Raw genomic sequence first — 19,957 nt, forward strand, 5'->3', positions numbered from 1 at the left:
GAGGGCGGCGCCCCGTACGCGACGGCGCCGCCCGGTCGCCCGGCCTCCGGCGGGGTCGGCCGGGGCGGTCCTGGCCGAGGGGGGCCGGGCGGTCGTGCCCGGCCCCCCTCGGATGCGCTCAGTGAGCGTCGGGTCCCTCGAGGACCACCGGTACCTCCTCCCCCGGTGCGACGACCAGCGTCTGCGCCCGGTGCCGGGAGACGTGACCGTCGGCGTAGGTCTCGCCGGTGACGGTGAAGGTCAGCGGGGCGTGGCCTTCGCGGAGGGTGGCCAGCGGGGCGTCGAGCCGGTCGAGCCAGCGGATCAGCTTGTGCCCCAGCCGGTGGACCACCTGCGGCTCGCGGGCGGCCAGGTCGTCCTGCTCGCCGATGTCGGCGACCACGTCGTACAGCTCCCAGCGCCGGCTCTCGTAGTCGTAGATCAGCTTCCAGCGGCCGGACCGGACCACCGACTGCGGATGCTGGTCACGGGCCTCGTCGACGAGGTAGCCGGGCAGGTGCCAGTACAGGGCGTCCCGGTCCGGTGCGCCGGTCGCGCCGGAGAGCAGCCCGCTCAGGTCGGCGCCGTCCAGCGGCTGGTCCGCCGGGACGTCCGCACCGCCCAGGGCGGAGAAGGTGGCGTGCAGGTCGGCGCTGTAGACCGGCGTGTGGTGCACGGTGTGCCCGCGCACCAGGTCCGGGTCGCCGCTCCAGGCGATGAGCGGGACGCGCAGGCCGCCTTCCCTCAGCTCCCCCTTCTCGCCGCGCAGCGGGCCGTTGTCGGTGAACCGCCCGACGCCGCCGTTGTCCCCGGTGAAGACGACGACGGTGTTGTCGGCGAGGACGTGGCCCGGACGCCGGGGGTCGGCGGTGGTCTCCAGGTGCTCGACCACCCTGGCCACGCTCTGGTCGAGCCCTTCGACGAGGGCCCCGTAGGCAGGGTCGGACGGGCCGGTCCCCGGCGCCTTGGCCCGGTACTTGGCGAGCAGGTCCGCGCGCGCCTGCTTGTCCCCCACCGGCGTGTGGACGGCGTAGGGGCTGAGGAAGGCGAAGAACGGCTGGGCCTTGTTGCGGTCCACGAAGTCGATCGTGGCGTCCGCCAGCGCGTCCGAGACGTGCTTGTCGGTGCCGACGAGGGCGTCGACGGCGGCGGGGTCGGTGCCGTGGGCGTACGGCTTGATGTTCTCGTCGACGTACCGCTGCGTGTAGTCGGCGGCGAAGGCGTCCAGCTCCGGTCCGATCTGCTGGACGAACCTGCCGTTCTGCGCGTGGTAGGCGCCGGGGGCGCCGGCGTGGGTGCCGCCGACGTTCTCGTCGAAGCCGTGCAGCGCGGTGATGTCGGACGGGGTCGCCGCGACGTGGAACTTGCCCAGGTAGCCGGTGGTGTAGCCGGCGCCCTGGAGTCGTTCGCCGACGGTGACCGCCGCGGCGGGCAGCGCGACGTCCTCGTCGGGCAGGCCCTGCGGGGGCCCGACCAGCAGGGTGTCGTCACCGCCGCGGTTGAGGTCGTCGACGAGGTAGATGTTGTTGGTGGGCCGCGGGGCGTAGAGGCCGGTGAGCAGGGCCGCGCGGGTCGGCGCGCAGTTCGGGGAGGCGTAGGCGTTGTCGAACGCGGCTCCCTCCTGGGCCAGCCGCTCCAGGGTCGGCGTCTCGTAGAAGTCGTTCGGGTTGCCCTGGTTGGTCAGCGGGCTGCTCAGGTCGGTCCAGCCGAAGTCGTCGCCGAGGACGAACACGATGTTCGGGCGTTCGCCCGCCGGCTGCTGTGCTCCGGCCGCCTCCGGGGTGGTGGCCGGCGGACCGGCGGCGGTCAGGGTGAGGGCGACCGGAAGGGCGAGCAGGCCCAGGCGCCGGGAGTGGCGGTGTCTCATGACGGGTCCTCGGGGGTGACGGGGTGCACGGGTCGGTCAGGGGAGTCGTTGGCGCAGCGGAAGCCGATGTTCCCGGTGGCCGAGTCGGCGGTGTTGGCGGACCGGGCGGCGACCCGGTAGCGGTAGCAGTACGAGTCGTGGCACAGGTAGGAGCCGCCCCGCATGACACGGGGCGCCGAGCGGCCGGGGTCGTGCCAAGGGCCCCGGGGGTCGTCCACGGGGGTCTTGGCGGCACGGTCCGCGTAGGCGTCGGCCGCGAAGGTGTCGGCGCACCATTCCCAGACGTTGCCGACCATGTTCCACAGCCCGTAGGCGTTGGGCCGGTAGGACTTCACCGGCGCGGTCGTGACATGGCCGTCCTCGGCCGTGTTGTGGGTGGGGAAGGTGCCCTGCCAGATGTTGCACATCCAGCGGCCGCGCGGAGTCCGCTCGTTCCCCCAGGGGAACCTGGCGCCCTCGAGGCCTCCGCGGGCGGCGAACTCCCACTCCGCCTCGGTGGGCAGCCGCTTGCCCGCCCAGGCGCAGTACGCCTGCGCGTCGTTCCAGCTGACCTGTGTCACCGGGTGGTTCTGCAGGCCGGCGACCGAGGACAGCGGTCCGGCGGGCCGCCGCCAGGAGGCGCCCCGCACGGTCAGCCACCACGGGGTGCCCGCGGCCTGCCCGAGCACGTCGGAGCTGTCGGCCCGGACCGCGAGGTGGAAGACGGCCGAGACGCCGAGCCGTTCGGCGTCGGTGACGTATCCGGTGTCCTTCACGAACGCGGCGAACGCGGCGTTGGTGACCGTGGTCGCGTCGATCAGGAAGGACGGCAGCCGCACCGCGTGCACGGGTCCCTCGCCGTCGGCGGCGTACCCCTCGCCGTGGGCGTCGCCCATCGCGAACGTGCCGGCCCCCAGGCGCACCTGGCCCCGGGTGGTGCGGTCCGCCGGCGCGGGGCGGAAAGGGCCGGGAGGCCCGACCGTGACAGTGGCGACCAGCGGGCCGCCGCCGGTCCGCGGGGCGCCGCACGACCCGTGGCCGTGGCCGGCGTTCGGGCTGTGGCTTCCTGCCGAGGGTGCGCAGCAGCTCACGGTCGGCCTCCCGCCACCGCGTCGGCGAGCAGGCGCTCCGCCTTGCGGACGAGCGCGGGGTGCCGCGCCGCGAGATCGGTGCTCTCGCCGGCGTCCTGGTTCAGGTGGTAGAGCTCGACCGGACCGCTCTTGGGCCGCACGGCCTTCCAGTTGCCGAACCGCACGGCCTGGTCCTTGCGGTCGTGCTCCCAGAACAGGTAGTCGTGCGGGGGCTGTTCGCGGCCGGTCAGGGCGGGCACGAAGGAGATCCCGTCCAGCGCGGGCGGGACGGGCGCCCCGGCCACCTCGGCGAACGTCGGGAGGAAGTCCCAGACCGCGACCGGGTCGTGCACGACGGAGCCCGGCGCGACGCCGCCCTCGGCCCTCAGCGCCTCGGGCAGCCGGACGATCAGCGGGATCCGGATGCCTCCCTCGTACACGGTGAACTTGACGCCGCGCAGGGGGCCGTTGCTGTCGAAGAACTCCGGGTCGTGCGGCAGGGTGCTGCCGACGTGCTCGAAGCCCGCGCCCGCCGTGTGCGGTCCGTTGTCGCTCGCCACCAGCACCAGGGTGTCCTCGGCGAGACCGAGTTCGTCCAGCCGGGAGAGGACCCGGCCGATCTCCGCGTCGACGTGGGTGATCTGGGCGGCGTGGTTGCGTTCGCCCTGGGGCCAGTCCTCGGCGCTGTACGGGGCGTCGCTGGGGATCTCGTTGGGGGCGTGCGGCGTGGTGTAGGCGAGGTTCAGGAAGAACGGCTCGTCCCGGTGGCGCTCGATGAAGTCCAGCGCCTCCTGGGTGAACAGGTCGGTGGCGTAGGTGACGTCGGCGTCCGCGTTCTCCGGGAAGCGGACCTTGACGCCGTCGCGCCAGAGGTAGGTGGGCCAGTAGTCGTGGGCGTGCGTCTGGTTGATGTAGCCGAAGAAGTGGTCGAAGCCCTGGCGGTTGGGGTGGCTCGGGTTGTCGCCGTTGTCCGGGCCCAGGCCCCACTTTCCGACGATCCCCGTGGTGTAGCCGGCGTCGCGGAGCACCTCGCCGACCGTGACGTCCTCGGCCCGGAGTCCCTTGCCGGCGTCGCTGTTGGCCTTCACCGTCGCGTGGCCGGTGTGCAGTCCGGTCAGCAGGGAGGCGCGGGTGGGCGCGCAGGAGGGCGCGGCGTACGCCTGGGTGAAGCGGGCGCCCTGCGCTGCGAGGTCGTCGAGCACCGGGGTGCGGATGGTCCGCTGGCCGTAGGAGCCGAGTTCGCCGCTGCCGAGGTCGTCGAGCAGGATCAGCAGGATGTTCGGCGCCCTGCGGCCGGCGGTCCGGGAGTCCGCCGCCTCGGGCGCCCCGGCGATCGCGGAGGCGGGACGGGTCGTCGCCGTGGCCAGGGCGGCGACCGCCGATGCGGCCGCGCCGGCCAGCAGTGCTCTTCGGGAGAGACCGGTGCGGGGCGTCGTGCTCATGGAAGGACCTTTCGACAGGGCGGGCCGCAGCGCGGCGGATGGGGTGCGGGGTGGCGGGGCGGGCCGCTGGACGGCCGGATGGGGTGCGGGGTGGCGCGGGGAACGGACGGCCGCGCACGCATCCGACGGTCCGCCGGGCTGCGCGACGGGGTCCGCGCGGCCGGACGGGGTGCCGGCCGGCGGAGGGAAGAGGCCTCGGCCGTTCGCGCGGGGACGCGCCGTTCGGGCGCGTGCCGACGGGGGCGGTGTCCGGGCCGGCCGGCGGGTGGCGGTGGTCCGGGAGGAGGCGTTCGCGGGCGTGCGGGGACCCTGCGTGGGGAGTCGCGACGCAGGTCGTGGCTCAGCGACAGATCTGGTCGAAGTGGTCGGCGCGGCGCGTCGGCCAGAAGGGGTCGAGCGGCACGGGCCGGCCCGCACAGACGAACGGCATGAGGCGATTCGATCACGCGATCGACGCCGGCTCCACGGTCCCGGCGGGGATGCAACACGACTGCCACACGGCCGTCACGACCGCCCGGGTCCTGCCCCGCGGCCCCGTCCGGACCCGCGACGGCCACAAGTTGTGCCGTCCCGCTGACGGAGCGTCGCCATTCGTTCTACAGTTCGGCTCCCGAGTACGTTCCGTGCGTTCCGGAGGCGAAGACATGGGGCCGGAGTGAGAAGGGGTGCGGCCGCCCTGCTGTGCGCGGGGCTGGTGGTGCTGGGAAGCCCGTGGGTGGCGGACCCACTGATGGAGCTCCCGCCCGACGAACCGGTCCTGGCGGTGCTGAGCAGGGCGCTGCTGTCCGTCCGGTGGGACCTGTCACCCGGCCCCGACGAGTGGGACCAGGCGTACTCCCTCGCGGGGCGCACGTTCCTGGTCACCGTGGTGGTGGGGATCATGCTGCTCGCGCCCCGCGTCCTGGGCGGCGCCTCGCCGGCACGCGTGCGGTGGGCTGCCGCCCTGGGCCTGGCGGTCGCTCTCTCCCTCGTCGCCTCGGTCGTCTCCTGGCTGTCGCTGCTCACCCGGGACGGCTCCACCTGGGTCCTGGGCCTCGGCCCCGAGCAGGTCTTCCTGAACTTCCTGGTGGACGGGCTGCTCCTCGGTCTCCTGCTCGGCCTCGTCCTGGCTGCCGTCGCCGCCGCCCGGCCCCGTGCGTCCGCCCCCGTACCCGGCGCGGCGGCCCACCCCGTCGCACCGAGATTCGTGCGAGAACGGAGCAGACTGATGCGCCTCTCCGTCCTGTCCTCGTCGGCCGGCCTGCCGGGCGGCGTGGTGGCCGGCGGCAGCGTGCCGGGGGACGCCACCCGGTACCTGTGCGCCCTGGCCCATCTCGATCCCGTCTTCGCCCGCCGGGTGGTGGACGGGGTGCTGGACGACGAACTCGGCGCCGTCGCCCCGTCCCCCGGCGTGGACCTGGTGCCGGTCGTGCGGCACGCGCTCGCCGCCCGTCGCCGGCACGCGGCGCTGAGCCGACGGCTGGCGGCCGTCTGGTGCCTGATCGGCGTCCTCGGCCCGCTGTGGCTGCTCTTCGCGGCCTTCGCCTTCCGCGCCCTGGGCGCCGCTCCGGCACGCGTGGCCCGCCGCGGACGGGCAGCGCGGGCGGACCTCTGGTCGGCCCGGGGCAGTGAACTGCCGGATGTCCGCGCGACCTTGCGCGGCACGATCGGCACCGCCGCGTCCCTGCTCGTCGCGGGACTGCTGCTCGGGCTGGGCCTCTCCGCCCTCCCGCTCCCCGGCTTCGCGGCCTGGCTGGTGGGCGGCTACCTGGGAGGCGTCCCGCCCCTGCTCGCCGTGGTGGCGGGCGGTCTGGTGGCGTTCCGGGTGCTGCTGCGCGACGAGGAGGAGCTCGACGCCCGGCTGCGGGCGAGCCTGCTCCGCGACACCTTCGACCCGCGCTCCGCGCCGCTCCCCTGGCCGGACCCGCACCTGGCCGCACGCGTCGAGGCGGTGGCGGAGGCGCAGCACGGCAACGTCACGGTGTACAGCGGCTTCGACCCGTACGTCGGGTGGGGGTCCCGGGACTCGCAGTGGGCGTTCTCCGTCCCGCTGCTGCCCGCCTCCCCGGGCGAGGCCGTCGACGCGTTCGACGCCTGGGACGTGGTGGAGCGGCTGAGGGTCCGTCTGGCGGAGACGGCGGGCGCGGCCGGAGCGGTGGTGAAGGACCGGGTGTTCCTCGCGGGCACCGAGCTGGAGGGGCACGCAGACCTGCTGCCGGACCTCATGCGCGCCCCGGCTGCCCGGCTCGGGCCGGACGCCGTGCGGGACATCGCGCGCACGCCGGCCGGCCCGGCCCGGCACTGCCTGACCGCGCATCTCCCGCTGTGGGGAGGCGAGGTGGTGCCCAGTCACCTGCTGCACGTCTCGGTGGCCGACCGGACGCTCCACCTGCGCTGCGAGCGGTACGTGCTGGCACCCGTCCGGCGCGACGCCCACGAGATCGACCTGCGAGGCTCCGTTCCCCCCGAACTGTTCCGGGGCACGCTGCTGGTGCGGGCGTTGCGCCGGACCGGCGGGGTACCGGGGGGCGCCGTCGGGTCGTTCCTCGACCACGCCTTCGAGGGCCGGCGGCGCGCCCGGCGACTGGACCGTGACCGGGGCGCGGCGGTGACCGACCCCGCCTTCGACCGCGGGGCCCGGCTGAGCGTCCGGGAGCTGGGGCAGGGCGGGGAGTACCTCAACCACTTCCAGCGCTCCGACGCGGAGGAGGCCCTCGCCTCGCTGGACCGGCACACCCTGGCGGCGGTGCGGGACTTCCTGGACGAACGCGGGGTCAGCACCGAGGACTTCCGCAGCCAGGCGCAGACCATCCTCAACCACGGGGTCCTCCAGACCGGCGGGGTGAGCGTGGTGGGCAACCAGGCCGTCGGGCAGGGCGCCCAGGCACGGGCCGGCACGGCGAACGCCCAGGCGCCGGGGCCGCGGACCGGCGCGGGAGCGGCCACGGGGCCGGGAGCGGGCCCTGCCGGCGGCGCCGGCGGGGCAGCGCGGGGGTAGGGCACGCGATCGCGGAACGTACGGCGACACGCAGGCGGGCGAGACGTAGGGAGGGAGAGTCGTGTCCGACCAGGAGAACGGTCAGATCCGGCAGATTCACGCGCAGGCACAGGCGCGGGCGCGGGCACAGGATCAGGCGAACGGTCAGGATCAGGCGAACGGCCAGGATCAGGCGAACGGCCAGGACCGGGCCGCTCAGGTGAACCACGGGATCCAGCAGTACGGGGGCCACAGCCAGGTGGGCAACCAGGCCGTCGGGCAGGGCGCACGCGCCGAGGCGGGGCAGGTGGCCGTCGGAGCGGCCTTCACCGGCGAGCAGTCGGCCCGGGTGGAGGAACTGCTCACCCGCATCGAACTGCTGCTGGACCAGCATCAGGACGAGCTCGCTGACGGCAGCACACCGCGGGTGGAGCTGCGCAGGCTCCGCGAGGAACTGGCGGAGAGCGAACCGCAGCCGGGGGTGCTGCGCAGGGCCCTGGACCGTCTGACCGCCATCGCCGAGCCCGTGGTCCCGCTGGCGACCGCGGTCGGCGAGCTGGCCCGGCTGGTTCAGGGCGGGTGAGGCAGTGAACCCACGGTGACACGCCGTCCGACGACGGGACGTCAGCGCAGCGGCGGGTCCGGGGGGAGTTCGGCCGGGTCGAGTGCCGGGCCGAGGGCCGTGAGCGCGCCGACCGGGTCCGGATCGGCGGCACCGCGCGGCCACCAGTCGTCCGCGCCGGGTTCCGACTCGTAGGCGTACCAGAGGTTGTCCTGGCCGAGTCGTAGCTGGGCGTGCCCCACCGGGTGGGTGAGGCGGTTGCACCAGGGGCGGAACGGCGGCAGCCCGGCGGCCGTCAGGAGTGGGCGGGCGCGGTCGAAACGGCCGGCCGGCGGGTTCCACGGCTCGCCCTCCAGCACGGCCAGGCCCGCGAGGCCGCCCTGCCGCCAGGCGGCGACCGCGCGCGCCAGGTCGACGGGGGTGCGGCCGGACGCTGCGGCGAGGGACGCGTAGAGGGTGCGGGTCGTGGCGGTCAGCCCCGAACCGGGACGGGCCGCCGCGATGCGCACGGCGTCCTGCCAGAGGGTCAGCTCGCCCACCGGGTCCTCGCCGGTGGTGAGCAGGGCGAGGGCGCGGGCGGCGGCGTGCGTGGCCAGCTGGTCCAGCGCGTAGGGGTCGGGGCCGCCCGGGGCCGCGGGGTAGGCGGGCGGATGACCAGGGTGCGGGGGCGGCGGCAGCGGGGCGGGCAGGGGCGGCAGCCCCGACGCCCCACGGGCCAGCGCCTCCGTGGCCCGCACGCCCTCGAGCACTCCCCCGTCACGCCCGCCGGCCGCGTTTTGGCGGGCGGCGTGCGCCTCGGCCGCCGCCCGGGCGGCGTGGGCGGCGTTGCGGCGGGAGAGGGCGTCGAGGATCTCCTGCTCGCCCCGGCCGCGCAGCAGGAGCAGCGCGAAGGGGTCGGCGTCGAGGAGCCGGGCGGTCTGGTAGCAGAGTGCGGCGGCGTGCTTGCAGGGGCGGCCGGTGTCGGGGCAGCCGCAGAACGGCAGCAGGTCTCCCCGGCGCGGCAGCAGCGGGGCGCCGACACCGCCCTCGATCAGGGCCTCCGGCAGCTGCCGGTCGAGCAGCGCGGCGATGTGGGCGGGCCGCTCCGCCACGGCGTCCAGGAACGCCTCCCACTCGTCCTCGTCGAGGGTGCGGACCCGGACCTGGGCACGGTAGGGGCGCGGGCGGCTGCCGTGCACGTACGCGAGGACGAGCCCGGGCGTCACGGTGACGGAGTCGACCCGGCCCTCCTCGGCGTAACGACGGCCCCGGGCCAGCCGGGCGGGGTCCAGCGCCCGCTCGGTGAGCGCGGTGATCCATGCCTCGCCCCAGGGCGTGCCGGCGAGGGCCGCGCCCTGCTCGCGCGGGGGCAGCCGGTCGAACGTCTTGCGGAGCTCGGCACCCGCACCGCGGGGCCGGGTTGCGGGCGCGGGATCGTCGTGCGGGAGGGTGTCCTGCACGGGGGGTCGCGGCGGCCCGGCCCGGCGCGACGCGGCGTGCCCCTCCCCGGCCTCACCGGCCGGTATGCCGATCCCCGACCGGTCGCGGGCCGAGGCGTCAGCCGCGGGGACGTCATGGTCCTCGGGAAGATCCCCGCCTGCGGGAAGTTCCCCGAGGGAGCCGTGCTCGGTGGAGCGGTCCTTGGCGAAGCCGTGCTCGGCGGAGCGGTCCTTGGCGGATCCGTGCTCGGCGGAGCGGTCCTCGGCCAAGCCGTCAGCTGGGGTGCGGTCCTCAGCGGGACCGTCCGCGGTGGAGCCGACCTTGGCGGAGCGGTCCTCGGCGAAGCCGTCAGCAGGGGTGCGGCCCTCAGCAGGGCCGTCTGCGGTGGGGGCGGCCACGGCGGAACCGGCCGCAGGGGCGCGGCCCTCGGTGGAGCGGGCCTCGGAGGTGTGGCCAGCAGCAGAACCGTCAGCGGTGGGACCGTCCGCGGGGATGCCGCCCGCGGCCGCGGACCGATCGGGCAGAGCCGCACCGCCCCGGGGCACGGCGGCGCCCAGATCAGCGAGCCTCCTCACGGGCGACACCGACGTCTTGCCGTCAGCGGCCGACGAGGCGTCGACCGCCCGGTCGTTACCCGCTCCCGCAGCCGCGTCCTCCGTCGAGCCCGCCCTGTCCGTACGGGCCTCCGCTGCCCGGGCGGCGCGCAGGGCCTCGCGGGCACGTTCCGCCGGCCCCGACCGAACGGCTCCCTCCGCCCCGTTCCCGCCGTGTTCGTCCGGTCCCTGTCCTCGCCCGGTCGGGGCGTCCGCAGCCGCCGGACGGCGACGGATGGCCGCGCGGGCAGCAGCGGAAGGGCTCGCCCCGGTGGCCGGAGCGGGGGTCACGGCCGGGCCGGAACGCTCGGTGCCGCGTTCCCCCGGCGTCGCGGGGCGCGCCAACGCCCGCGCCACCCGCAGCGCACGCCGCGCCGCCTCTGCCGGGTTCCCCGCCGGGTCCGGGTCCGCCACCGCCGGATCCGGCGCATCCGGTTCCGCTACCTCCGGGTCCAGCGCATCCTCGCGACGGACCACGGGGCCGCCGCCGGTCCCGTTCGTGCCGGGGCAGCCGGGATCGTCGCCGGAAGCCGGGCCACCGCCGGAGGCCGCCCCGTCACCCGAGGTCGCGTCCTCCTCGGGCCGGCCGCCCGGGTCCTCCCCCGGGACGGCCGCCCTGCCCGTGCGGCCCAGGTCGTCGTCGGCGGCGTCGCCGTGGTCGGGAACGTGCGGCGGGGTCATGCCGGCCTCCGGAGGGAGACGAGATCGGTGAGTTCGCGGTCGGTGAGCTCGGTCAGGGCCGCCTCGCCGGAACCGAGGATCGCGTCCGCCAGCGCCCGCTTCGCCTCGAGCATCTCGGCGATGCGGTCCTCCACCGTGCCCTCGGTGATCAGCCGGTGCACCTGCACCGGCTGGGTCTGCCCGATGCGGTACGCGCGGTCGGTGGCCTGCTCCTCCACCGCCGGATTCCACCAGCGGTCGAAGTGCACGACGTGCCCCGCGCGGGTGAGGTTCAGGCCGGTGCCGGCCGCCTTGAGGGAGAGCACCAGAACGGGCGTGCCGCCCTCCTGGAAGCGGTCGACCATCCGCTCCCGCTCGGGGACGGGGGTGCCGCCGTGCAGCATCTCGGCGGGGACGGACCGGGCGGTGAGGTGCGCGGTGATCAGCCGGGCCATGCCCACGTACTGCGTGAAGACCAGCATCGATCCGTCCTCGGCGAGCACCGTGTCCAGCAGCTCGTCGAGCAGGGTGAGTTTCCCGGAGCGGTCGGCGCGGGCCCGGTCCGGCGAGACGCCCTCCTTGAGGTAGAGCGCGGGATGGTCGCAGATCTGCTTGAGCGAGGTCAGCAGCTTGAGGACCAGGCCACGGCGGGCGATTCCCTCGCTGCCCTCGATGACCAGCATCGACTCGCGGACCACCGCCTCGTAGAGCGACGCCTGCTCGCGGGTGAGCGGAACCGGGCGGTCCGTCTCGGTCTTCGGCGGCAGTTCCGGCACGATGCCGGGGTCGGACTTGCGGCGGCGCAGCAGGAAGGGCCGGACCAGCCGGGCGAGCCGCTCCGCGGCGTCCGGGTCCTCGCCGCCCTCCACCGCGCGGGCGTGCCGGGCGCGGAAGGACTTCAGGGGCCCCAGCAGACCCGGCGTGGTCCAGTCGAGCAGTGCCCACAGCTCGGAGAGGTTGTTCTCGACGGGGGTGCCGGTGAGCGCGACACGCGCGGGTGTGGGGATGGTGCGCAGGGCACGGGCCGTCGCCGAGTACGGGTTCTTGATGTGCTGTGCCTCGTCCGCCACGACCATCCCCCACCCCGCCTCGGCGAGCTCCTCGGCGGCGGAGCGCATGGTGCCGTACGTGGTGAGGACGAAGCCGCCGTCGAGGTCGGCGAGGGTGCGCCCGGCGCCGTGGAAGCGGCGGACGGGAACGCCGGGGGCGAACCGGTGGATCTCGCGCTGCCAGTTGCCGAGCAGGGAGGCGGGGCAGACCACCAGCGTGGGCCTGCCGGCCCGCTTCCCGCCGGCCGGGTCGCCGTCCACCGGGTCTCCGTCCACCGGGTCCCCGCCGGCCAGGTCGCGCTCGGCGCGCCGCAGGTGCAGCGCGATCAGGGTGATCGTCTTGCCCAGGCCCATGTCGTCGGCGAGGCAGCCGCCGAGTCCGAGCGAGGTCATGAGGTCGAGCCAGGCGAGACCGCGCAGCTGGTAGTCGCGCAGCTCGGCGTCGAGGCCGGGGGGCGGGGAGGTGGGCTGCGGGCCCGCCACCAGGCGGTCCCGCAGGGCGGCGAGGGCGCCGGCCGGCACCGCCTCGACCGTCTCGCCGTCGACCTCGGCGGAGCCGGTGAGGGCCACGGCGAGCGCGTCGACCGGGTCGAGCAGGCCGAGGTCGCGCTTGCGGGCCTTACGGGCCAGGGCGGGGTCGACGACCACCCAGCGGTCGCGGAGGCGCACGACGGGCCGGTGGGCCTCGGCCAGGGTGTCCATCTCGGCCTCGGTCAGGGGCTCGCCGCCCAGCGCGAGCTGCCATTCGAAGCGGAGCAGGTCCTCGCTCTCGAAGAACCCGGTGCCGTCGGTGGCGGAGCCCGGGGCGGAGCGGACCACGGCGGTGGCCGCGAGGTCCTGGGCGAGGTCCCGGGGCCAGTGGACGGTGACCCCGGCGGCGGCCAGCCGGGAGGCGGCCACGCCCAGCAGGTCGGCGACCTCCTCCTCGCCCAGGGCCATCACGTCGGGGACGTGCTGCTCGGTGAGGCGTTCCAGCGGCGGCCAGACCCGGGCGGCGCGGCGGATCGCGAGCGCGGCGTCGACGCGCGCCCGGGGGCCGAAGGCGTCGGGGGCCTCGCCCGCCCAGAGCGCGGCGGCGTCGACCATCAGCGTCGGGTCGGCGAGGCTGTGCACCTGGACGACGGCGGCGCCGGCGCGGCGCGTGACGGCGCCGGCTGCGTGGCCCTCACCGGCCGGGCCGGTGGCTCCGCCGTCGGAGTCACCGCTGTCGAAGAGGCTGAACGCGGACAGGTCCAGGCGCAGCGAGACGCGGACCCCGGCGTCCATCCCGGACGCGACCTCGGCCGCCCATTCGTGGGCCCCGGGCAGGTGCTGGGCCTCGGGCGCGGCGAAGGGGCCTCCGACGGCGTGCGGGGCGGCGGGGGTGCGGGGCAGGGCGTCGGCCACCGCGTCGACGAAGGCGCGGACCAGCGCCTCGGGGCCGGGCAGCCGCAGCGGGGCGGGGCCGGGCAGCGGGACGGCGTGGCCCTCGGGCGGGAGGGCGGCCGCGACCGCCCGCAGGTGGGCGGCGTCCTCGGGTTCCAGCGGGCCGGCGCGCCAGGCGTCGTACCCCTCGGGTGTGAGACCGGGCAGCAGCCGGCCCCGGGCGACCAGTCTCAGGGCGTGCAGCGCGGCGGCGCCCCAGCAGACGGTGGCGGGATGGGCTCCCGGGTCCTGACGCGCGCGCACCAGCAGCGGCAGGGCCGCGACGACGGGGAGGACGACGGCGGGGACGGTGCGACGGCGGACGCCCGCTCCGTGGGCCCGGACCACGGTGAGCTCCGTGGTGGGTGCGCCGTCCGGCGGCGGCTCCCCTGCCGGGTCCCAGAAGGCGACGCGCCCCTCGCGGGGAAGGGTGGCCGGGAGGAAGACCGCGGCCAGGCGTGCGAGTGCCGTGGTGGTGTTGCCGGTGCCGTGCATGCCTCTGCCCTCCTCCTCTTCCGCGCCCCGGCCGCGAAGCCGTTCTCACGGGTCGACCGCCGGGATGGTTCGCCCCGGCGCTTCCGCCGGGTCGTTCGCCAACTGTTTTCGACTCTACGTTCGGGTTCCGACAACCGGCGCGCGCCGCGGTCCCCCGACACGGCAGGAGGGTCGTCCACCACCCTGCGACGGGCGGGGAACGACCCCTTGCACCCTACGTACCCACAGGTCAGGGCGTTGCGCGAGAAACCACGTACACCATCGGGTTAGCCGGATCCGACATGTTGACGACCACGTCCTGCGTGGGGAGCGGGTCCTCCTGGGCGTGGGTCAGCCCGTACCAGGGGCCTGCCCCGCGGAACTCCCACCCGGCGGTGCTCCGGTCGCGGTCGCTGATGGTGATCCTGCCCTCGACCAGGTCCTCGCGGGTGACGCCCATGGACCGCAGGAAGGTGTCCAGGCCCGCGTCGGTGGTCAGGAACTGGACGTGCAGCCGGCTGGTCCGCCAGTTGTTGGTCTCGTACTGGGCGACCAGCTCCGCCGGGTGCGGGATGGGCACCTGGTAGATGCGGCGTTGCACCTTGGAGGGCCAGCCCCAGGTGAGGCCGGTCGCGGAGTAGCGTGCCTCCTTGTCCTTGCCGCTGTCCCGGCTCTGGGCGCCGGAGATCACCAGGTAGACGGCCGGGACGCCGATCAGCAGCACGATGGTCAGCAGTGTCAGCGCGCGGCGCCGGATCACCCTGCGGCGGGCCTCCGGGTCGTCGCCGGCCAGCAGCAGCGGGTCCTGGGGCGCGTCCGGGCGGGACGGCTCGACGTCACCGCCGGGCTGTGGCGGCCGGGCGTCGGTCACAGGCCGTCCCCGGAGGTGCGGGCGGCCGCGTCGGGGACCCGTTCGAAGCGCTCGGTGCGGCGCCGCTTGGCCCGGCGGAAGCGGCGGGCGACCAGCCGGGACAGGTCGGCGGCGCCGACCATGCCGGCCTCGGGGCCGAGCTGGGCGCGGGCGATCCGGGCCTCGGGGCGGTAGCCGCGGCCGGTGAGCTGGCGGCGGAAGGCGTCCCGGGCCGGGCCGATCAGCAGGTCGTCGGCGGCCGAGACGCCGCCGCCGATCACGAAGCAGGACGGGTCCAGGGCGGCCGCCAGGTTGGCGATGCCGACGCCGAGCCACTGCCCGATGTCCTGGAGCAGCTCGACGCACATGGCGTCGCCCTCGCGGGCCAGCTCGGTGATCATCGGCCCGGTGATCGCGGAGATGTCGCCCTTGACGTGCTCGAGGACGCCGTAGGCGACCGGGGAGTCGGCCGCGGCCAGTTCCCGGGCCTCGCGGACCAGGGCGTTGCCGGAGCTGTACTGCTCCCAGCAGCCGCGGTTGCCGCACGGGCAGCGGTGCCCGCCGGGGACCACCTGCATGTGGCCGAACTCCCCGGCCACGCCGAACTTGCCCCGCTTGACCCGGCCCTCCTCGAGGATGGCGCCGCCGATGCCGGTACCCAGCGTGATCATGACGAGGTGGTCCTCGCCCTTGCCTGCCCCGAACCGCCACTCCGCCCATGCCGCGGCGTTGGCGTCGTTGTCCACGAGCACCGGCACCGAAAGGCGCTCGGCCAGCCGGTCGCGCAGCGGCTCGTTGCGCCAGGACAGGTGCGGGGCGAAGAGCACGCGGTTGAGGTCGGCGTCGATCCAGCCGGCCGCACCGATCCCCACGGCGTGCACGTCGTGCCGGTCGGAGAGGTCCAGGACCAGCTCGGTGATGGTGTCCTCGACGACCTTGGGGCTCTTGGACTTGTCCGGCGTCTCGGCCCGGAGCTTCTCCAGGATGTTGCCGTCGGCGTCGACGACGCCGGCCATCACCTTCGTACCGCCGATGTCGATCCCGACCGTGGGCACGCGGGGCGCCGACAGGTGCGAACGGCGTTCCCGGGAGCCGACCGTCCTGAGGACGGGGGTACGGCGCGAGCCGATGGGGGCTCCGGCCGCCCTGGCCGGGTTCAGCGCCCGGGGCAGTGCGAGGTCGCGGTAGGTGCTCATCGCGCCGATTCTGCCTCAATCCGAGGAGCCGCCGCATGGCGCCGCCCCACCCGGCCCGTCCGCCCCGGGCGTCCCGCCCGTCCCACCGGCCCCGGAACCCCGGTCCGTCCTGTCGCTCCGGTCACGGCCGCGGACGCTCCTCGTCCGCCCCCTTCGCGGCCTCCGGGCCGCCGGGAGCGGGCGGTCCCGGACGCTCCAACTCGTGCCGCAGGTCCTCCAGCTCGTCGCCGCCGGCCATCTGCCGGGTCAGCTCGTCGAGGGTGATCCTGTCGCGGGTGTGGTGGCCCGCCATGGTGCCGCGCTTGAGCAGCACGAAGCGGTCGCCGACCAGGTGGGCGTGGTGAGGGTTGTGGGTGATGAACACAACGGCCAGCCCGGCGTCCCTGGCGGCCGCCACATATTTGAGGACCACACCCGACTGCTTGACGCCCAGCGCCGCGGTCGGCTCGTCGAGGACGAGCACCTTGGCGCCGAAGTACACCGCGCGGGCGATGGCCACGCACTGACGCTCGCCGCCGGAGAGCGTGCCGATGGGCTGGTCGACGTCCCGCAGGTCGATGCCCATGCGCAGCAGCTCGGCGCGGGCCGTGCGGCGCATGAGGTCGACGTCCATGCGCCGGAAGGGGCCGCGCCCCTTGACGGGCTCGGAGCCGAGGAAGAAGTTCCGCCAGACCGGCATCAGCGGGACGACCGCCAGGTCCTGGTAGACGGTGGCGATCCCGCGGTCCAGTGCCTCTCGGGGGCCGGCGAGCCGGGTCTCCTCGCCCGCGATGCGGAAGGAGCCGGCGTCGTGACCGTGCAGACCGGAGATGATCTTGATGAGGGTGGACTTGCCCGCGCCGTTGTCGCCCAGCACGCAGGTGATCTCACCGGCCCGTGCCTGGAGGGAGACGCCCTCCAGGGCGCGCACGTTGCCGTAGTACTTGCTGACCCCTTCGAGCTCGACCAGGGGGGCCGCCCCGGGGGTCCGCTCGGCGGTCGGTTCGGTCGCCGTGGTCACTTCGTCGCCTCCGCGCGCTTGCGGACCCAGTGGTTGAGCAGGGTCGCCAGGAGCAGCATCGCCCCGAGGAAGAACTTGAACCAGTCCGGGTTCCACTCGGCGAAGACGATGCCCTTGCTGGTCATGCCGAAGATGAGCGCGCCGACCGCGGAGCCGACGGCGGACCCGTACCCGCCGGTGATCAGACAGCCGCCGATCACCGCCGCGATGATGTAGATCAGCTCGTTGCCGACGCCCTCGCCGGACTGGACGACGTCGTAGCTGAAGAGCAGGTGCTGGCCGGAGATCCACGCGGCCAGGGCCACGCCCATGTACAGGCCGATCTTGGTGGCCCGCACCGGCACGCCGACCGCCCGGGCCGCCGTCCCGTTGCCGCCGACCGCGAAGATCCAGTTGCCCGCCCGGGTGCGCAGCAGGATCCAGGAGGCGACGGCGATCAGCGCCAGCCACCACAGGATGGTGATCTTGAAGTTGATCCCGCCGACGGTGAGCGTGGAGGCGAACACCGCCTTGGCCTGCGAGAAGCCGTCCATGTCCGCGATGGACCGGGTGGAGACGGTGTCGCTGATCAGCTTGGTGAACCCGAGGTTCATGCCGATCAGCATCAGGTAGGTGCCGAGCGTGATGATGAAGCTCGGCAGCTTGGTGCGGGTCAGCATGAAGCCGTTGAAGGCGCCGACGGCGAGCGTCACCAGCAGGGAGACGCCCACGCCGACCCAGACGTTGGCGGTGGTCTGGTAGCTGAACATCGACGAGATCAGCGCCGACGAGGTGACCAGCACGCCCGCGGAGAGGTCGAACTCGCCGCCGATCATGAGCAGCGCCACCGGGACGGCCATGATGCCGATGGTGGAGGCGGCGTACAGGACGGTGCTCAGGCCCGCGCCGGTCAGGAAGCTGTCGGCGGCGAAGGCGAAGAAGACGAGAACGGCGACGGCGCCCACCACGGCGCCCAGCTCGGGCCTGCCGAGCACCCGCCGCAGCGGCGAGGTGCGCAGCAGTCGTTCGTCCACCGCGGCGACGGCCGGGGTGGTGGTGCTCATCGGGTTCCCCGCTCCGCGTACTCGGCCAGCTCGGCGGCCTGCTCCTTGGTGACGATCTGCGGGCCGGTCAGGACGGGCTGACCGCCGCCGAGGACGTCGGCGTTGTACTTGTACAGCCACAGCAGGTCGACGGCCTGGTAGCCCTGGAGGTAGGGCTGCTGGTCCACGGCGAAGCCGAGGGTGCCGTCCTTCAGACTGGCGGCCACCTTGCCGTTGAGGTCGAAGGTGTCGATCTCGGCCTTGCTGCCGGTCTCCGCCTTCGCCTTCGCGGCGGTGTCGGCGAAGGGGGCGCCCAGGGTGACGATGGCGTCGATCTTCTTGTCGGCCTGCAGCTTGGCGCCGATGGAGGACTGGACGTCGGGCATGTTGGTGCCCTCGACGTAGAGGTTCTCGACCTTGCCGTCGAAGGTCTCCTTCACGCCGTCGCACCGCTGCTCGTGACCGACGTTGCCCTGCTCGTGCAGCACGCACAGGACCCGCTTGCGCCCGCGCTCGTTGAGCTCCTCGCCGACGGCGCGGCCCGCCACGGTCTCGTCCTGGCCGATGTGGGTGAGGGCGCCGAAGTCCTTGGAGACGTCGGAGCCGGAGTTGACCGTGATCACCGGGATGCCGGCCTTCACGGCGCGGTCGACGGCGGCCTTCATGGCGTCCGGCTTGGCGAGGGTGACGATGATGCCGTCGACCTTCTTGTCCACGGCGGCGTCCACCAGCTGGGCCTGCTGCTGCGCCTCGGCGTCGTGGGAGTAGAGGAAGTTGATGTTGTCCTTGGCGGCGGCCTGCTCGGCGCCGTTCTGCACGATGTCCCAGAAGGTGTCGCCGTCACCCGAGTGGGTGATCATGGCGAACGTCCACTCGGGAGTGTTCACCGCCGCCTTGCCCTGGGACGCCGAGGCCTTCCGGGCGTCCTCGGCGCGCTTGCCGCCGGTGCTGCTGCAGCCCGCGACCGAGACGCACAGCGCCCCCGCCACCGCGATACCCACCCAGGTCCGAAACCGTCCCACGAGGCGTGACCTTCTTCCTTCTCGTTTCCACGGATCTTCGTCCGCGTTGTGCGGCACCGGGTGCGGCCACCGGCGGCCGCACCCGAACGCAGCATTATCGAACATCCGGATGGGGGGAAGGTCGGCGGGGGGAGGCATCGCGGGCCTTCCCGCCGAAGGCGTGGAATGCGTCACGCCGACGCCCGGACGGGCCGGCACAGGGGCATCGGGCCTCCCGGTCGCCGGGCGCGGGAGGGCGCGGCCGATCGGTGGTGGAAGTGAAACCGTATGTCCGGTCAAACGGACATGCGCTTTGACATCACGTCAGGTGAGGGCCATTTTTTGTCCTCATGCGCATCGGAGTCATCGGTACGGGACGGATCGGGGCCCTGCACGCCCACGTCCTCAGCCGACACAGCGAGGTGGGGTCCCTGGTCGTCACCGACACGGACCAGAACCGGGCCCACGAGATCGCCCAGCGGCTGGGGGCGACGGTGGCGCCCGGTGTGAACGAGGTCTTCAGCTGGGGCGTCGACGCGGTGGTCATCACGGCGGCGACCTCGGCGCACTCCGACCTGATCCGGCGCGCCGCCCGGTACGGGCTGCCGGCGTTCTGCGAGAAGCCGATAGCGCTGGACCTGCGGTCCACGCTGGAGGCGATCGCCGATGTCGAGGCGGCGGGCACGGTGCTGCAGATGGGCTTCCAGCGCCGCTTCGACGCGGCGCACGTGGCCGCGCAGGAGGCGGTGTGGAACGGCAGGCTGGGGCGGCTGCACACGGTGCGGGCGCTGTCCGCCGAGCCGGCGCCGCCGCCCGCGGAGCACCTGGTGCTGTCCGGCGGGCTGTACCGGGACGTGCTGATCCACGACTTCGACTCGCTGCGCTGGGTGACCGGCCGCGAGGTGGCCGAGGTGTACGCCGCGGGGTCGGCCGCCGGTCCCTCGATGTTCCGGGACGCCGGGGAGGTGGACACGGCGGCCGTGGTCCTCACCCTGGACGACGGGACGCTGGCCACGGTGACCGGGACCCGGCTGAACGGCTCGGGGTACGACCAGCGGATGGAGCTGGCCGGGGAGCTGGACCAGATCGTGGTGGGCCTCGACGAGCGCACGCCGTTCTTCTCCGCCGGGCCGGGTGGCCCGGCCGCGGCGGAGAAACCGTGGTCCGGGTTCCTGGAGCGGTTCGCCCCGGCCTACCAGGCGGAGCTGTACACCTTCCTGGACGTGGTGCGGGGCGACCGGCCCAACCCGTGCGACGGCCGGCAGGCGCTGGAGGCGCTGCGCGTCGCGGAGGCCTGCGAGCTCTCCCGCCGCGAGCGGCGCCCCGTCCACCTCGGCGAGATTCCCTCCGGGCTGTACTGATCCCGGTGGGCCGGCCCGCGCGCCACGGGACGGCGGCCGCCGGGTCTCCCCCGGCGCGCCGCGAGCCCTGAGC

General features: G+C 74.7%; 13 protein-coding genes. 3 read left to right on the forward strand and 10 right to left on the reverse strand.

What is annotated here, in order from left to right:
• Positions 1-118: 118 nt before the first annotated feature.
• The 3 genes from ABT026_RS03005 to ABT026_RS03015 are packed head-to-tail and all read right to left on the reverse strand — an operon-like array spanning position 119 to position 4,337.
• A complete protein-coding gene (locus tag ABT026_RS03005; protein ID WP_351111506.1) occupies positions 119-1,846 on the reverse strand; it encodes a sulfatase in 1,728 nt (575 codons plus the stop codon).
• Positions 1,843-2,916 carry a formylglycine-generating enzyme family protein gene (locus tag ABT026_RS03010; protein ID WP_502967882.1) on the reverse strand — a complete coding sequence of 358 codons (1,074 nt, stop codon included), beginning with the start codon at positions 2,914-2,916 and terminating at the stop codon, positions 1,843-1,845. Before ABT026_RS03010 ends, ABT026_RS03005 begins: the two co-directional genes overlap by 4 nt.
• Positions 2,913-4,337 (reverse strand): arylsulfatase, encoded by a 1,425-nt coding sequence (locus tag ABT026_RS03015; RefSeq protein WP_351111508.1) that lies wholly within the window; start codon positions 4,335-4,337, stop codon positions 2,913-2,915. The genes ABT026_RS03010 and ABT026_RS03015 overlap by 4 nt, the downstream gene beginning before the upstream one ends.
• A 655-nt stretch (positions 4,338-4,992) precedes the next feature.
• Between ABT026_RS03015 and ABT026_RS03020 the strand changes: the two genes are divergently transcribed.
• Positions 4,993-7,314, forward strand: coding sequence for an AbeC-like domain-containing protein (locus ABT026_RS03020; protein ID WP_351111510.1), 2,322 nt, complete (start codon positions 4,993-4,995; stop codon positions 7,312-7,314).
• Positions 7,315-7,375: 61 nt separating this feature from the next.
• Positions 7,376-7,876, forward strand: coding sequence for a hypothetical protein (locus tag ABT026_RS03025; RefSeq protein ID WP_351111512.1), 501 nt, complete (start codon positions 7,376-7,378; stop codon positions 7,874-7,876).
• 41 nt (positions 7,877-7,917) lie between these two features.
• Here the strand turns inward: ABT026_RS03025 and ABT026_RS03030 are convergent, their stop codons facing one another.
• The 7 genes from ABT026_RS03030 to ABT026_RS03060 all read right to left on the reverse strand — a co-directional run bounded on the left by ABT026_RS03030 (position 7,918) and on the right by ABT026_RS03060 (position 18,544).
• On the reverse strand, positions 7,918-9,849 hold the full coding sequence (locus tag ABT026_RS03030) for an SWIM zinc finger family protein (protein ID WP_351111514.1): 1,932 nt from the start codon (positions 9,847-9,849) through the stop codon (positions 7,918-7,920).
• Between the two features lie 695 nt (positions 9,850-10,544).
• Positions 10,545-13,475 carry an SCO1167/SCO6262 family helicase gene (locus ABT026_RS03035; protein WP_351111516.1) on the reverse strand — a complete coding sequence of 977 codons (2,931 nt, stop codon included), beginning with the start codon at positions 13,473-13,475 and terminating at the stop codon, positions 10,545-10,547.
• A gap of 229 nt (positions 13,476-13,704) precedes the next feature.
• A complete protein-coding gene (locus ABT026_RS03040; protein WP_502967883.1) occupies positions 13,705-14,325 on the reverse strand; it encodes a sugar kinase in 621 nt (206 codons plus the stop codon).
• Entirely contained in the window at positions 14,322-15,500 is a 1,179-nt protein-coding gene (locus ABT026_RS03045) for an ROK family glucokinase (protein WP_351111518.1), read from the reverse strand. The genes ABT026_RS03040 and ABT026_RS03045 overlap by 4 nt, the downstream gene beginning before the upstream one ends.
• A gap of 121 nt (positions 15,501-15,621) precedes the next feature.
• Positions 15,622-16,500, reverse strand: coding sequence for an ATP-binding cassette domain-containing protein (locus ABT026_RS03050; RefSeq protein WP_351111520.1), 879 nt, complete (start codon positions 16,498-16,500; stop codon positions 15,622-15,624).
• Positions 16,497-17,543 (reverse strand): ABC transporter permease, encoded by a 1,047-nt coding sequence (locus ABT026_RS03055; RefSeq protein ID WP_351111522.1) that lies wholly within the window; start codon positions 17,541-17,543, stop codon positions 16,497-16,499. The genes ABT026_RS03050 and ABT026_RS03055 overlap by 4 nt, the downstream gene beginning before the upstream one ends.
• A complete protein-coding gene (locus ABT026_RS03060; protein WP_351111524.1) occupies positions 17,540-18,544 on the reverse strand; it encodes a sugar ABC transporter substrate-binding protein in 1,005 nt (334 codons plus the stop codon). Before ABT026_RS03060 ends, ABT026_RS03055 begins: the two co-directional genes overlap by 4 nt.
• Positions 18,545-18,873: 329 nt before the next feature.
• On the opposite strand from ABT026_RS03060, the gene ABT026_RS03065 reads away from it, so the two are divergent.
• Complete coding sequence (locus ABT026_RS03065; RefSeq protein WP_351111526.1) at positions 18,874-19,884, forward strand: Gfo/Idh/MocA family protein; 1,011 nt, start codon at positions 18,874-18,876, stop codon at positions 19,882-19,884.
• Positions 19,885-19,957: the final 73 nt, after the last annotated feature.

Source organism: Streptomyces sp. NPDC002734 (assembly GCF_040295685.1).
Classification (GTDB): Bacteria; Actinomycetota; Actinomycetes; order Streptomycetales; family Streptomycetaceae; genus Streptomyces.